This is a genomic window from Paenibacillus sp. y28, from assembly GCF_037137075.1.
Taxonomy (GTDB): Bacteria; Bacillota; Bacilli; order Paenibacillales; family NBRC-103111; genus JBBBNV01.
The window spans coordinates 357,565-371,857 of record NZ_JBBBNV010000001.1 but is presented as its reverse complement, the minus strand read 5'-3'; the positions used below and the strand labels follow the sequence as shown (position 1 = coordinate 371,857).

Here is a 14,293-nt window from a genome sequence, read left to right as displayed (position 1 = left end):
GGAAGAAATAGTTGCGGTTTTGAGATATCCTTTTTTTGTAAATCACGAGAATGGGCAGGGGCCATGTGAGCATAAAAAAGCAGCCCCCGTCCGAAAACGGAGACTGCTTATGGTTGGTTGTTGCAGCACAGCACGGTGCTTAAGCTATGCGGTAATCCGCGCGAAGATTTCGTCTTCCAAATCAAGCTCGATTTGGCTGCGGTACACCCGCTGTCCATGCACGTTCAGCATGTAGCGTTCAATGGCTTCCAGCAGGTTGGCCTGTACCAAATATTGGCTGCGGCCCTCAACGACAACCTCGGCCGAAAAGCCGAGATCCTCGCTCCAGTGCAGCTGCACTTCCACAGCCGTAGGCTGTACCTGCTTGCGCTCTGCCATATTCAGGCATACTGCGTTGATGATTTCCTGCTCGTTTAATTGCATTATGGCTGATACCTCTCTTTAGTGCGCTTGCGTTTATCCATAAAATAAACGACAATTTTACGGATAAGCATGATGACAATCACAATGGCTGCCACATTGATGAGCAGGCCGAGAATGTTGCCGAGGAAGCCCATGTCACCGAACAAGCCGCCGAACAGCATGCCGGCCAGACCGCCGATGAGAAGTCCTTTCATTAAACCGCCGCTGAAAAATCCGGGCTTGGTGGCGGCAGGCGTTGTGGAGCCTGTCGTGCCTTGCTTTGTCGGCTCGGTCTTGGTCACGCCGCTATCTTTGTTTTGCGTCGTGTTCGAGTCGAACGATTTCTTCGGCGAAGAATACGAACCGCCGGATTTCGGCTTCGCTTCAACTGTCGCTGAAGTGCTGAAAGCAAATGCAAGAACAATTGCCGTCAGCAGAAGTGTCCACTTTTTCATTGCTTGTTTGCCTCCCAAAGAGTATTTTTACTATATTGGTACAATAGTTTACTACGTAACACCGAGCTATCGGTTTCACCTGTTTACATCATTTTCTAATCTTGCCGGGTTTATTCCTCAGTTTGTCGGCAGAATGGGGGAAGCATGACACAAATTCATTATCCAGCGGAATATATTACGTTCCTGGCTCATTTTCACGGGGACCGGGATTTATTCGAATGCCATGAGGTTTTGGAGGAATATTGGAAGGAAGAGCCAGATCATCCGTATCGGGAGGCCTGGCTCGGCTTCATCCAGGTGGCGGTCGGTCTGTATCACCAGCGGCGAGGCAACGACGCGGGAGCGGAGAAAATGCTCGCCGCCGCAGTCCGGCACTTGCATGTGGAGCAGCTGGAGCAGCTCGGGGTAGACAGCTCTGCGCTGCATGCGGGGCTGCAGGATCGGCTAATTCAAGTGAAATGCAGCAGGGGCACCGGGGAAAAGGCAGCCTACTCCGATTTTGATATTCCCATTCGCGATCCGGAGCTGCTAAAGCTGGCACAGGCCCGCTGCGAGAGTCTGGGCGTAAGCTGGGGCGCGCCAAGCCGGATGAACGATCCCCAGGTGGTCCATCGTCATACGCTGCGTGACCGTACGGAGGTTATCGAGGAACGGCGGAAGCAGCTGGATAAGCGGCGTCTGGAAAGAGGGGAAGCCTGATGAGCGAGAACGCCCCGATTTTTATTGTGGATGATGAGCCGCATATTTGCGAGGTCATCCGTCTGTATGTCCAGCATGCAGGCTTCAGCAGCGTCGTGTTCCACCACGGGCTGGATGCGCTAGCGCAGGTGGAGGCACAGGCGCCTCAGCTGCTGCTGCTGGATGTTATGCTCCCGGAGCTCTCGGGCTTCGACATCTGCGAACGGCTGCGGGCAATGAAAGCGCCGGTGAACCAGACACCGGTCATTATGCTTACCGCCAAGGGGGAGGTTACGGACAAGCTGCGCGGCTTTAATCTGGGCATTGACGACTATATTGTAAAGCCCTTCGATCCGTATGAGCTGATGGCAAGGATGAAAGCGGTGCTGCGCCGCACCCGGCAGCAGCTGTCTGCCGATCCGGTGGATGCTGCCCCTCCGTCGGCCTCCGCCAGAGTTGTCGATTACCGGACGCTGCTCGTTGATTTGGACCAGTATAAGGTCATGGTCGATGGGAGGCGGCAGGATTTAACACTGAAGGAAACGGAGCTGCTGTACTTCATGGCGAGCAGTCCGAACCGTGTATTTTCCAGAGAAGAGCTGCTTGCGCATGTATGGAACTATGATTTCCAGGGAGGTACACGCACTGTGGACGCTCACGTCAAAAATATCCGCAAAAAGCTCGGCAGCCACGACGGCTGGCGCATTGAGACGTACTGGGGCGTCGGCTACAGCTTCGAGGTGCATAAAGGATGATCAGGCGCCTGCAGCTTGCCCTGTCGGCCGCTGTCCGTGCCTTGAAGCAATCCAAATGGCTGCGAAGCTTTTATGTGAAAGTGTTTATGTCTTTTTTGCTTACATGCGCTATTTTCTTTGTCAGCCTGGTCGCGTTCTGGAATTATTATTTCACAGATCTGGTCTATAAGGATAAAATCGAGCTGCTTTCCTCGCGTTCGGAGGAAGTGGTCAAGCTGCTCTCCTCACAGGAGGAGGGCTCGTTGTCGGTTCGTGAGCTGAAGCTGGGCGTCCGGTTAATCGGCCGCAGCTTCACCGGGTTCGTGTGGGTCGTTGACGAGAACGGGACGCTGGATTCCAGCACGAATGACTCGCCCAATACGGTAATCCCCAAGACGCTCGATGCCCCTTTCATGTGGGCGCTGCGCGGTGAATCCGGCCATACGATTGTACCGAAGCTGGACGAGAAATCCCCGGATACGAGCTTTTTGGTCTATTACAAGCCGACCGCGGTCAACGACAAGCGCTATATTATATTCATGCTTCTCCCTGTCAGCGAGATTAGCTCGGCCATCAGCGCGTTCCGGCTTAATTTACTGCTCCCGCTGGTTTTCTCCCTGCTTGCTGTCGCATTCATTTTGCTGTTGATTTCGCGCCGTCTGGCCGGGCCGCTCCGGCGAATGAATTTGGCTGCGGAGGCGATGACCCAGGGGGATTTTACGGTGCGGGTTCCGGTCCAGTCGAAGGATGAATTCGGCAGCCTGGCTCGCAGCTTCAATGTGATGGTGGACCAGCTTCAGCAGTGGGAGGATACTCGCAAGGAGTTTCTGGCGACGGTGTCGCACGAGCTTCGATCGCCGCTGACCACACTGCGCGGGCTGATTGTAGCGTTATCCGACAAACTCGTGCCGGAGGATCAGGTGGACCGCTACTTGGCTATTTGCCATGGGGAAGTGCTGCGCCTGCAGCGGCTCGTGACGGATTTGCTGGATTTGGCGCGCATCCAGAACGGCGGCGGAGAAGAGCGGCTGGAGCGGGTCCGCTTGGAGGAGAAGGTAGGCGAGGTGCTGGAGGTCGTCTCCACCCGGCTGCACGAGAAACGGCTGGAGCTGCGCACCATGCTTCCCGCGGCAGGGACACGTCCGCTTGTTTGCACGCTAGACCCGGATCGCTTCGTGCAAATTTTACAAAATCTGCTCTATAACGCCATTCAATTTACGCCCGAGGGAGGGACCATCCGGCTCTCCCTGCAGCAGCGGGGGGACGAGGCGGAAATTATCGTTGCCGATACGGGAATCGGTATGGACGAGGAGCAGCTGTCCCGGATTTGGGAAAGGTTTTACAAGGCGGATCAGTCGCGGGGCCTTCATACGGAAGGCACAGGTCTCGGGCTGACCATTGTGAAGCATCTGGTCAGCGCAATGAAGGGCACGATTCAGGCGGACAGCCGTAAGGGGGAGGGGACCACTTTTACAGTCAGATTCCCCTTAGTCAAGCCTGATCCGCGCCGATAGCGGATTTCACACTTATTTTACAAATTTCACATTGTTTTTTCACGATTGTTTCTTATGCTGTTTTTATAGATAGGTACGCCTGTCTCTAAAGACGGCATTTTTAATTATATAGGAATCAGCCGGGGTTCTTATATAACCGGGAAACGGCAGGGCTTTTTTACACTAGGAGCCGTACTGCTTCATCGGCTGCAGCAGCAGGACCGTACATAGGCTGACTTGTGATGTCGAATGGAACGGATTATTTCGAACTGCTTCGGAATGAACTGACCGTCCTATCGGCGTTTCATTTGACAGTAATCAAGACCTGCTGCGCATAATGGCGTTCTCTCATTAACACCTGTTCTAAGGTGGGATAGGGAGGGATAGGCATGGGACGAGGTACGTGCTGAGCGTTCTCCTGATTGGCTTCCTGCTGCTGACAGCAGGCTGCTTCCGGGCCAGCTCCCCGAGTGATCCGGAGGCCCAGACGGTAGAACTGCAAAGCCTGAACGAACGGCAATTGTTCGTGTTTTTCCATGCGCTGCTGGACATGGACCAACGTGATGGAATGAAAATTACTGCGGTTCAAGCCGGCCAGCTGCTTCCGCTTGTCAAAAAAAGCATTGAAGCAGGAGAATTGACCCAATCCGAGCACCAGCAGGCATACGATTTGCTTCAGCCGGTCCAGCAAGCATACTACGACACGATGCTGCTGAAGCAGCAAGCGATGCATGCCGGCGATCAGGACTTCAAGGCGTTCACACCGGAGGAACAGGCCCGGATCTACGAGGAGATAAGCCGCCGGAGAGAGCAGCAGGACGAAGCGGCTCAGCAATCGCTTCAGCCTGAAGCTGAGGAGCTGTCGCCGAGCGGGGTTAGCGTGGAGCAGCAGCTGCTGCAGCTGCTTGACCAGCGGGCCGGACGGGCGGAGGGCACAGCAGGATGAAGATTTTTATTTGACATGTTCGCACAAGGAGGACCACCAATGAAGTGGAGTGGTAAAAAAATCGGAGGCTTTATTCTTGCTGCCATTTTGGTATGCGGCGGCGGCACATACGCTTACATGAAATGGGGAGTCACGAAGAAGGCAGCGGCAACCACCGAGACGATTTCCGAGGTGAAGAAAGGCAATCTGACGGTTGCCGTATCGGCAACCTCTCAATTGGAAGCCCAGGACCTGCAGAAAATTACGGCGCCGTCAGCTGGAACCTTGAAGGCGCTGTATGTGAGCCGCAATCAGGAAGTGAAGAAGGACGACGTTTTGCTGGAAATCAGCAACCCTACCCTGCAATCCAATCTCCAGAAAGCGAAAAATACGCTGGCCCAGTACGAAAGCGACTTGGCCGATTTGCAGCAGCAGCTCGCCAATCTGACGGCGACCGCACCGATAGCGGGTAAAATTACACTGGCGAGCAACGTCGATGTCGGGCTCAAGGTCAGCAAAACAACCCGTTTGGCTACGATTTCGGATTACAGCCAGCTCATTGTGACGCTGCCGTTCCTGCTGGAGGATGCCGTTCAGATGAAGAAGGGCGATGCCGTTGAGCTGACCATTGACTCCTTCAAGCTGACGAAGACGGGAACGATTGAATCGATCGGCAAAGAGCCGCGCGGAGACAGCAAGGGCAACAAAGTCATTGATGTAGAAGTGCTCGTCGAGAATGACGGGTCCATGGACAGCGGGATTAAAGCGAAGGGAGCGGTCAATGTCGGGGGCCGCGATGTCGAATCGCAGGATTCGGGCACCTTCAAATTCAACAAGACGGTTAACGTGATGGCGAATATTGATGACGCCGAGATCGTTCAGATGTTTGCGAAGGATAATACCTTTGTTAAAGCCGGCGATTCTATTGCATCCATGGTGAATGAGGATATTGATCAGGATTTGAAGTCCAAGCAGGCTCAGGTGGATGAGCAGCGGCTGACTGTTCAGGATTATCAGGACCAGGTCGATGATTTAATCGTAAAAGCGCCGATTGACGGTGTTTTCTCAACAGATTTTGCCGATACGAAGACGAATGTGCTGTCCACCTTGTCCATTGGCTCCCGTATTACAAGCAGTCTGGTGTTTGGCGGCGTAGCCAGCACGACGACGATGAACATGATTATTGCGGTTGATGAGCTGGACCTGCCCAAAATCAAAACCGGGATGACAGCGACGATTACGATCGATTCCGTCACCGGCAAAACGTTCGAAGGTACGGTCAATCAGGTGTCCACAGTGGGTACGACAACGAACGGCGTCACCAACTATAACGTCATCATCGGCGTGAAGGACACGTCCACACTGAAATACGGCATGACAGGAACAGCCAATATTTTGATTGAGGATAAAAAGGATGTTCTGCTGATTCCGATCGAAGCGCTGCAAACGCAGAACAGGAAGCGGTATGTGACGTTGAAGAAAGCAGACGGCACGAACGAGCAGGTCGAAATTCAAATCGGCTCTCAAAACAAAACGAGTGTGGAAGTGACGTCCGGGCTGAACGAAGGGGACAAAATTGTGATCCCGAAAACAACAGCCAAGCAGACGACAACGCAGCAGGATATGGATAGACTTCGCCAGCAGTTCCAGCAGCAGGGCGGCGTGAGCGGCGGAACGCAGGGCGGCGGCACAAACAGAAATTCGAGTGGCGGTGGTGGCGGTGCCCGATAAAATTATTGAGCTGAAGGATATAACAAGAACGTATAAACGCGGCTCGGAAGATCTCCAGGTGCTCAAGGGGATATCGCTTACGATTGAAAAAGGGGAGTTTGTAGCCATCATCGGACCCAGCGGTTCCGGCAAATCCACCTTGATGAATACAATCGGCTTGCTCGATGTCCCTTCCAGCGGCAGCTATCTGCTTGATGGCGTAGCGACTGAGAAAATGAGCGACAATAATTTGGCGGATTTCCGCAATCAGAAGATCGGCTTTATTTTTCAACAATTTAACCTGCTGCCCAAGCTGACTGCGCTTGAAAATGTGGAGCTGCCGATGATTTACAAAGGCATTCCGAAGAAGGAACGCCGGGAGCGGGCGCTGGATATGCTTGATTATTTGGGGATGAAATCACGCGCTCATCACAAGCCGAGCGAGCTTTCCGGCGGACAGCAGCAGCGGGTGGCCATATCAAGGGCGCTTGCCATCTCGCCTTCTCTGATATTGGCTGATGAACCGACCGGGGCGCTTGACTCCAAAACCGGGATTGAAGTGCTGGAGCTTATAATTGAACTGAACAACAAGGGCAACACCATCGTGCTCATTACGCATGACCAGCATATTGCCGATCACGCCAAACGAGTGGTCACGATCCGGGACGGTGAGATTGTTAGAGACATCATCAATCGGGAACGTCCCGAGAAGGTGCTGCCGCAGCATCAGGAGGTGTCGGTCGGATGAGGTTCTCGGAATTAATCGGCATGGCGATGCGCACGGTCACATCCAGCCCGATGCGTACGTTTTTGACCATGCTGGGTGTCATCATCGGGGTTAGCTCCGTAGTCACGCTCGTTGCCATCGGACAAGGGACCTCGGATAAGGTGGCGTCCCAAATCCAGGGGCTCGGCACGAATCTGATTACTGTCAGTTTGACGGGCTTCAATAATGGACGGGCGACACAGCTTGATTATAACGAATTAATGCAGCTGGAAACTTTGCCGGAGTTCAAATACATTGCGCCTATGTTTTCACGGGGCAGCTCCAACGTGAAGTACGAGCGCACCAGCACACAGCTCACCGTTACCGGTACGAATGACCGTTATTTTCAAATTCAGGGGCTGGAGCTGGCCAAAGGGAGACTGCTTGCTCCGGCGGACCTGGAATTTCGTAACCGGGTAGCGGTTATCGGCAGCGGAGCGGCCCAAACGTTGTTCGGTTTCGTAGACCCGGTCGGCCAGGACATTAACATGGACGGCTTTGTGTATACCATTGTCGGCTTGCTGGAGGAAAAAGGCTCGAATACCAGCGGAACCTCAATTGACGATACGCTCATGGTGCCGCTGGAGACGGTCCGCAGGGATTTCAAGCTGGGCTCGATTCGGACGACTTACATCGAAGCAGCCAGCAAAGATGAAGTTACCACCGCTCAGGCGACGATGAAGCAGTATCTGGTATACAAATTCAAGAGCGAGAGCGGCTTCACCATCCAGAATCAGGATGAGATGCTGAAAACAGCGAACTCGGTCAATGAACAAATGAACTACATGCTTGTCGGCGTGGCGTGTATCTCCCTGGTTGTCGGCGGCATCGGAATTATGAATATTATGCTCGTAACCGTCAGTGAGCGGACCCGGGAAATCGGGATTCGCAAATCCATCGGAGCCAAGCGCAGAACGATTCTGATGCAGTTCCTGGTAGAGTCGGTCGTCATCAGCGGTCTGGGCGGTCTGGTCGGCCTGGGGATCGGGATCGGCATAAGCCTGCTTATTCCGGTGTTTTATGCGAACCAGGCGACCAAGCTGTCGCTAGACATCAGCCTGTACGCATTTCTGTTTTCCGTTGTTATTGGTGTCGTCTTCGGCTTATACCCGGCGAACAAAGCGTCCAAGCTGCGTCCAATCGATGCACTGCGTACAGACTGAATGCCGCACAAACAGATTTCTAGGAGGTTGAAACTTTTGAACTCGATGTCGAACCTGAAACGGCAGAGCCGACTCATCATCACGATACACTGCATGCTTATTGCCCTGCTTGTGCTGCTGGCCGTTTGGCCGGGCACGATGCGGGTCCATGCAGATAAGGAAGCTGTCTTTATTAACGATCAGGTGTATTTCACGCTGGAGAACGCGATTCTCTCCACGAATGATAACAAGCAGTCCTTCCGCTTCACCGTCCGCTTGAATAACGACGGGGCGTCAACCGTCAACTATAACCAGTATGGCGTGAAGGTGACCACTGCGGATGGAAGCTCCTTCTCGGCGCAGCTGTCTGAGCGGGTATCCTCGCTCGTCTACAGCGGTCAAGCGACCGATTATAAGTATTTCGCCGATATTCCCAACGGCCTGTCTCTGGATCAGCTTCAAGTTACTGTATTCCAATGGGATTACAATTTGCCTACCTTTATGAAGAGTATTGGCTCGCTGTCAGCAGGCGGGGCAACTACAGCTGCACAAGCGGGCAAATCGCAAGCCGTGCTGAATTTGAACAAAATCGACAGCACGCTGGCCGAAAGCGCTTATGTCACGATCGAGCCTGTACGAAGCTACATGGTTTTTAGCGGTACGCAGTGGTATTTGTACACTGATATTTCGGCCACCAACCTGTCCAGCACGACAGCTACGCTGCCGTCCGGATATCAATATGTAATCAAGGACAGCCGCGGGCTGTCGTACTCTACCACGGCTGTTAGCGGGCAGGATCAGGCTTTACTGCCGAACCAGCCTAAGACCATTACGCTCAAAACAGCGGTTTCGAAAAATTTCAGCGTAGACAGCTTCAAGCTGGAAATGCAGCTGACTAGCGATACGACCAATGTCCTGGGCACGCTCGACTTGTCGGGAACGGCCAGCCTGACTGCGCCGGGAGACACAGCCGCTTATGCGGCGGACCCGTCGAACGGACTCGAGATTAAGGTAAACGACACAACAACGAAGCCGACTACCGATGGACAGTATGTGCAAGCCATGGTGATGATTAAGAACAGCAAAACCGAAGGTGTCCGTTTGCCTTCCTTAAACGCGCTGTATCTTGTTGACGGCGTAGTAGTCTCTGCCGATGACGATGACACGCATCCGTCCTATCTGGGTGCAGGAGAGAACGAAACATACCGGCTGTCGGCAACCTTGCCGTCCGGTACCGACCTGTCGAAGGTGCAATTGACGCTGACCGAAGCCAAAGCGGCAGTCAGCTCGAGCAGCACCTCCGGTGTTGAAGTGCCTGTATTTGCAGGTCATCTGTATCAGGCAGCATCCGAGCCGGTATCTATTGATTCGTTGCCGCTGTATTCCTTGAATACACCGCTGTCTCTCAAATCGTATTCTATGGAAACCTATCAGGATTTGGAGATGAAGCTGGCCGAGTTTAGCTTGGGTGAAAATGACGACTTTGGCTACGGAACATACATCGCCAAATTCGTGCTCAAGGATACAGATAAGGAAGCACTGGCGCTGCCGGGCATGGAGATCGAGCTGGTGAACGCGGATGGTGTGGTATATTATGGCACAAAGCAGACGTCCACACTGACTACGCTGACACCGAACCTGGGCTATCTGCTCAGCTATTCCTTCGCCGTGCCGACAACAGAAACAAGCGGCAAGCTCGCCTTGCGCGTGAAGGATGAGAAGTCACAGCTTGTGCTTGCTGAAGTGCAGCTTCCACCGGTACAAGCACCGAACTTTACAGACACGATTTCGATTTATCCATTTGACATCAAAATCCAGGATCATGATTTGTCCTTCACCTATAGCTCCACTTATACGTACAATCTGGAGCTGACGACGCTGATTGAGCGTGCGGAGAACGTTGTGGTCGATTCCAACTTCTCAACCATCCGCTTTGAGATGGTGGATTCGCTGGGCCGCGTGCTGGGCTCTCAGGATATCGCTCTGACCGGAACCAGCAAGCTGCTGACAGGCAAACAAACGATCAGCTTGTCCAACATCAAATTATCACAGGCGGAAACGAACCTGACCTTGAAAATGTATGAGGTCATCGAAACGCCAAGCGGTGAAGCCAAGCGTTATATCGGCTCTTTCAAGGAACAATAATCGCAGCATAGGGCAAAAGCCTTCGCACGCCTGCAGCAATGCAGGAAAGCGAAGGCTTTTTGTAACGAAATGAAAAAAAGTGGAATCGGCAAAAGCCGTTCCACCTTCACTGGAGGTGCTTGACCCGAAGCACGGCTCCACGCGCTGCCAGGCATGGGGCTGATTAAGCCCGTTTGTCTACCAGCCTCATCCGGTTGCTGTAAATTTGGCTGCTGCTTTTAAGCACGAAAGACTGGCGCTCCGGGGTGAAATCCACCGACAGCTCATGATCGAAAAAAATCTCGTGCCGCTGCTCATAGCGGGCTTCGAACGGCGTTCCTCCGGCTTTCAAATCCTTCGTATCGCCCGGTTCTACCAGCCATAGGGTGGCAACGCCGCTCACGGAACAGCCGCAGCCCTCGGAATCGTAGACCAGCTTCAATTCAAATGGTTTGTCGCCGGCTTGGCGCTCAATTTGGGTAATCGCGGGTTCGCTATAGGTGATGTTCATCGCAGCTGGACTTCCTTTCATTAGGGACTCTAAGTTGTCATTATAGCACACCTTGTGCAGGAGTTGCGTCCGAAACAGATAAAACGTATGATCAGAAAGGATAGGTTCCCGGGCTTTACGGGAACCAACGCAGAAGGGAGCGTTACAATTCAGATGAGTGAAGCATTGACACAAACAAAGGAAGCCTTCCGCAAGCTGGTCAAAAAAATACATAGCTATCATGAAACGCTTGGTGTCCTGTACTGGGATTTACGCACGGGTGCTCCCAAAAAAGGAGTGGAGGCCCGTTCGGAGGCGATTGGCGAGCTGTCTGCGGAGATGTTCAAGCTGACCGTATCCGATGAAATGAAGGGCTGCCTGGAGGTGCTGCTGGCTCCGGCTAATCTCGGATCGCTCAGCAGGGTGGAACGCAAAATGGCGGAGGAGTGCAAGGAGGAGTATGACCGCAGCCAGAAAATCCCTCCGGATTTGTATCAAGCCTATGTCGTGCTGGCATCCCAGGCTGAATCGATTTGGGAAGAAGCCAAGGAGAACAATGATTTCGCGATGTTCCAGCCGTATCTGGAGAAAATTGTGGCGATGAAGCAGCAGTTTATTGAGCTGTGGGGCTATCAGGATCACAAATACAATACCTTGCTGGATATGTATGAGCCGGGAATGACTGTGGCTAAGCTTGACGAGCTGTTCGGCCAATTGCGGGATAGGCTGGTGCCGCTGGTGGAAGCCATCGCCCGGTCCGAGAGCAAGCCGGAGACAAAATTCCTGAAGCAAACCTTTGATGTGGCGAAGCAAAAGCAATACAGCCTCTACATGCTCGGGCAGCTTGGCTATGATTTCGATGCGGGACGGCTCGATGAGAGCGTCCACCCGTTTGCTACCGGGCTGAACCCGGGGGACGTGCGCATCACGACGCGGTATTTGGAGCATGATGTGGTCAGCGCTCTGTTCGGCACCATTCATGAATGCGGCCATGCCCTGTATGAGCAGAACGTGTCGGAGGAGCTGATCGGCACAAATCTGTGCGAAGGCACCTCGATGGGCATCCATGAATCCCAATCCCGCCTGTGGGAAAATATGATTGGCCGCAGCAAGCCGTTCTGGTCGCGTTATTACAGTGAGCTGCAGAAGCTGTATCCGCTGCAGCTGGGCGGCGTAAGCGCAGATGATTTCTACCGCGGCATTAACGTAGCGGAGCCGTCGCTTATCCGGATTGAAGCGGATGAAGTGACCTATAACCTTCATATTATTATCCGGTATGAGCTGGAAAAGGCTCTTTTCAACGGCGATTTGCAGGTCGCTGATTTGCCGGCGGCCTGGAATGCCAAGTATGAGGAATACCTCGGCATCGTACCGGAAACGGATGCGGACGGCGTGCTGCAGGATGTGCATTGGTCCGGCGGGGACTTTGGCTACTTCCCTTCCTATGCGCTGGGGAATATGTACGGCGCTCAAATGATTAAGCGGCTGCGCAGCGAGCTGCCTGAATTCGATTCGCTTATTGCAGCGGGCAATCTGGCTCCAATTCGAAGCTGGCTGATTGAGAAGGTGTACCGCCACGGAAAGCTGCTGACCCCAGGCGAAATTATTGTGCAGGTTACCGGGGAAGAGCTGAATCCGGTTTATTTGGCGGAATACTTGGAAGAGAAGTACAAGGACATTTATAGGCTGTAGGACGCAAACCGGAGTCCACTGTTTTTCAAGTGGAGACGGCTGCGCTTCAGAGCATTTTTGCCAGGCTGCGTCAGCATGGCGCCGACATGTGGATGTCGAACGGCTGGCAGAAAGTTTGACGAAGGCGCTGAGAGACGGGCACTGCACGTGTAGTTGATTCCGGGTAACCCGACATGGCGAAAGGGAGATTATACCGATGACGACGATTCCTTTATGGGAGCAAACGGTTCCAGGCTTTGATACTGCTTTATCGGAAGAAGTTCCGCGTCTTGATCTTTACTTGCTGGATAAAAAAGAGCCGCATCCGGCAGTAATCGTGTTCCCGGGCGGCGGCTACCAGCGGAGGGCCCAGCATGAAGGGGAGCCGGTGGCCCAATGGCTGAATTCGATTGGCCTGTCCGCATTCGTGCTTCATTACCGGGTAGCCCCGTACCAGCACCCGTATCCGCTGATGGACGCGCAGCGTGCGGTGAAGCTTGTACGCTACCGGGCAGCGGAATGGAAGCTTGACCCAAGCCGGATCGGCGTGCTCGGCTTTTCGGCGGGAGGGCATTTGGCCTCTACCGTCGGCACACATTTGGACCCGGCCGAGGGTTCGCTGGAGGATGCCATTGCGGCACAATCGTCGCGTCCGGACGCATTGATCTTGTGTTATCCGGTCATTTCGTTTATCGAGCATCGACACGAAGGCTCTGTTCAGCGCTTGTTGGGGGATGCGCCTGCTGCGAGACTGCTGGAGAAGCTGTCTACGGATCGTCAGGTAGGGCCGGAAACACCGCCAACGTTCCTGTGGCATACGGCCAATGACGCCAGTGTGCCGGTGGAGAACAGCATGCTGTTTGCCGCCGCGCTGAGCAGGCACCGGATTCCGTTCGATTTGCACGTATTCCGTGAGGGGCGCCATGGGCTCGGGATTCCGGCGGATCGGCCGGATATTAAGCAGTGGACAACACTATGTGAGAGCTGGCTGAATGGAATCGGCTGGACTCGGAGCTAGGCAGCCGATGCTTCATTCATGTGGCGGAGCACCGTCAAGCGACGTCACATTGCGCGCAATATGGATCTGATGATTGCGGAACATCGGTGCTGTGATTTCACGCTGCAAACGCTCGGATACACATGGTCCGGTATAACGGAAGACAGGTCCCTGCAAGATGAGAGGCGAGAAGGAGGTGGCTTGCATGGACTGGATTCAGCAGCTGGCGGAGGACAAGATAAAGGAAGCGATGAAAAATGGCGATTTCGACCAGTTTCCGGGAAAAGGAAAGCGGCTGCAGCTGGAGGATTGGTCCATGATTCCAGAGGAGCTGCGGGTTGGCTTTAAGCTGCTCAAAAACGCAGGCGTTCTTCCGGAAGAGATGCAGCTTAGCAAGGAGATGCTGACACTGCAGGATTTAATCCGAGCCTGCCAATCCGCCGAGGAGCAGGATCGCCTGAAACGCAAGCTCACGGAAAAGCAGCTTCGCTTGCAGATGCTGATGGAGCAGCGCGGGCTCAGCAAAACCGAGGCATACACCTTGTACGAAGCCAAGCTGCGGGAAGTGGGGCAGGATTCTAAGGACACGCAGGCAAAGTCCTAGAAGCATGGTGAAAAGCATACCGGAAGGCAGCCTGCCGTGCTAACGGAACTAGCATCCGTAACCTTCTTCTCAAGTATGGGTAACCGGGTCCATTGCCGATCG

General features: G+C 53.7%; 14 protein-coding genes. 11 read left to right on the top strand and 3 right to left on the bottom strand.

Annotated features, from left to right (window positions below):
- Positions 1-144: 144 nt before the first annotated feature.
- Complete coding sequence (locus WBG83_RS01600) at positions 145-423, bottom strand: YxcD family protein (RefSeq protein WP_336742069.1); 279 nt, start codon at positions 421-423, stop codon at positions 145-147.
- A complete protein-coding gene (locus WBG83_RS01595) occupies positions 423-857 on the bottom strand; it encodes a hypothetical protein (protein ID WP_336742067.1) in 435 nt (144 codons plus the stop codon). Before WBG83_RS01595 ends, WBG83_RS01600 begins: the two co-directional genes overlap by 1 nt.
- A 144-nt stretch (positions 858-1,001) precedes the next feature.
- On the opposite strand from WBG83_RS01595, the gene WBG83_RS01590 reads away from it, so the two are divergent.
- From WBG83_RS01590 to WBG83_RS01555, 8 genes are all read left to right on the top strand, one after another.
- Complete coding sequence (locus WBG83_RS01590; protein WP_336742065.1) at positions 1,002-1,556, top strand: DUF309 domain-containing protein; 555 nt, start codon at positions 1,002-1,004, stop codon at positions 1,554-1,556.
- A complete protein-coding gene (locus WBG83_RS01585; RefSeq protein ID WP_336742063.1) occupies positions 1,556-2,290 on the top strand; it encodes a response regulator transcription factor in 735 nt (244 codons plus the stop codon). Before WBG83_RS01590 ends, WBG83_RS01585 begins: the two co-directional genes overlap by 1 nt.
- Complete coding sequence (locus WBG83_RS01580; protein ID WP_336742061.1) at positions 2,287-3,783, top strand: sensor histidine kinase; 1,497 nt, start codon at positions 2,287-2,289, stop codon at positions 3,781-3,783. The genes WBG83_RS01585 and WBG83_RS01580 overlap by 4 nt, the downstream gene beginning before the upstream one ends.
- Positions 3,784-4,165: 382 nt before the next feature.
- Positions 4,166-4,708 carry a hypothetical protein gene (locus tag WBG83_RS01575; RefSeq protein ID WP_336742059.1) on the top strand — a complete coding sequence of 181 codons (543 nt, stop codon included), beginning with the start codon at positions 4,166-4,168 and terminating at the stop codon, positions 4,706-4,708.
- 39 nt (positions 4,709-4,747) lie between these two features.
- Positions 4,748-6,418 (top strand): efflux RND transporter periplasmic adaptor subunit, encoded by a 1,671-nt coding sequence (locus WBG83_RS01570; protein WP_336742058.1) that lies wholly within the window; start codon positions 4,748-4,750, stop codon positions 6,416-6,418.
- Positions 6,399-7,145 carry an ABC transporter ATP-binding protein gene (locus WBG83_RS01565; protein WP_442955779.1) on the top strand — a complete coding sequence of 249 codons (747 nt, stop codon included), beginning with the start codon at positions 6,399-6,401 and terminating at the stop codon, positions 7,143-7,145. The genes WBG83_RS01570 and WBG83_RS01565 overlap by 20 nt, the downstream gene beginning before the upstream one ends.
- Positions 7,142-8,326, top strand: a complete 1,185-nt coding sequence (locus WBG83_RS01560) for an ABC transporter permease (protein WP_336742054.1) — start codon at positions 7,142-7,144, stop codon at positions 8,324-8,326. The genes WBG83_RS01565 and WBG83_RS01560 overlap by 4 nt, the downstream gene beginning before the upstream one ends.
- Before the next feature lie 36 nt (positions 8,327-8,362).
- Positions 8,363-10,450 (top strand): hypothetical protein, encoded by a 2,088-nt coding sequence (locus WBG83_RS01555; RefSeq protein WP_336742052.1) that lies wholly within the window; start codon positions 8,363-8,365, stop codon positions 10,448-10,450.
- A 163-nt stretch (positions 10,451-10,613) separates the two neighbouring features.
- On the opposite strand, the gene WBG83_RS01550 is transcribed toward WBG83_RS01555, so the two are convergent.
- On the bottom strand, positions 10,614-10,940 hold the full coding sequence (locus WBG83_RS01550; RefSeq protein WP_336742050.1) for an iron-sulfur cluster biosynthesis family protein: 327 nt from the start codon (positions 10,938-10,940) through the stop codon (positions 10,614-10,616).
- A 153-nt stretch (positions 10,941-11,093) separates the two neighbouring features.
- Between WBG83_RS01550 and WBG83_RS01545 the strand changes: the two genes are divergently transcribed.
- The 3 genes from WBG83_RS01545 (at position 11,094) to WBG83_RS01535 (ending at position 14,191) form a co-directional block, all read left to right on the top strand.
- Positions 11,094-12,611 (top strand): carboxypeptidase M32, encoded by a 1,518-nt coding sequence (locus WBG83_RS01545; protein WP_336742048.1) that lies wholly within the window; start codon positions 11,094-11,096, stop codon positions 12,609-12,611.
- 196 nt (positions 12,612-12,807) lie between these two features.
- Positions 12,808-13,608 (top strand): alpha/beta hydrolase, encoded by an 801-nt coding sequence (locus tag WBG83_RS01540; RefSeq protein ID WP_336742047.1) that lies wholly within the window; start codon positions 12,808-12,810, stop codon positions 13,606-13,608.
- Between the two features lie 184 nt (positions 13,609-13,792).
- Complete coding sequence (locus WBG83_RS01535; RefSeq protein WP_336742045.1) at positions 13,793-14,191, top strand: DnaJ family domain-containing protein; 399 nt, start codon at positions 13,793-13,795, stop codon at positions 14,189-14,191.
- Positions 14,192-14,293: the final 102 nt, after the last annotated feature.

Bases quoted from the DNA above. Each gene is read 5' to 3' on its own strand.
- WBG83_RS01600 (WP_336742069.1), bottom strand. From the start codon at position 423: ATGCAATTAAACGAGCAGGAAATCATCAACGCAGTATGCCTGAATATG.
- WBG83_RS01595 (WP_336742067.1), bottom strand. From the start codon at position 857: ATGAAAAAGTGGACACTTCTGCTGACGGCAATTGTTCTTGCATTTGCT.
- WBG83_RS01590 (WP_336742065.1), top strand. From the start codon at position 1,002: ATGACACAAATTCATTATCCAGCGGAATATATTACGTTCCTGGCTCAT.
- WBG83_RS01585 (WP_336742063.1), top strand. From the start codon at position 1,556: ATGAGCGAGAACGCCCCGATTTTTATTGTGGATGATGAGCCGCATATT.
- WBG83_RS01580 (WP_336742061.1), top strand. From the start codon at position 2,287: ATGATCAGGCGCCTGCAGCTTGCCCTGTCGGCCGCTGTCCGTGCCTTG.
- WBG83_RS01570 (WP_336742058.1), top strand. From the start codon at position 4,748: ATGAAGTGGAGTGGTAAAAAAATCGGAGGCTTTATTCTTGCTGCCATT.
- WBG83_RS01560 (WP_336742054.1), top strand. From the start codon at position 7,142: ATGAGGTTCTCGGAATTAATCGGCATGGCGATGCGCACGGTCACATCC.
- WBG83_RS01550 (WP_336742050.1), bottom strand. From the start codon at position 10,940: ATGAACATCACCTATAGCGAACCCGCGATTACCCAAATTGAGCGCCAA.
- WBG83_RS01545 (WP_336742048.1), top strand. From the start codon at position 11,094: ATGAGTGAAGCATTGACACAAACAAAGGAAGCCTTCCGCAAGCTGGTC.
- WBG83_RS01540 (WP_336742047.1), top strand. From the start codon at position 12,808: ATGACGACGATTCCTTTATGGGAGCAAACGGTTCCAGGCTTTGATACT.
- WBG83_RS01535 (WP_336742045.1), top strand. From the start codon at position 13,793: ATGGACTGGATTCAGCAGCTGGCGGAGGACAAGATAAAGGAAGCGATG.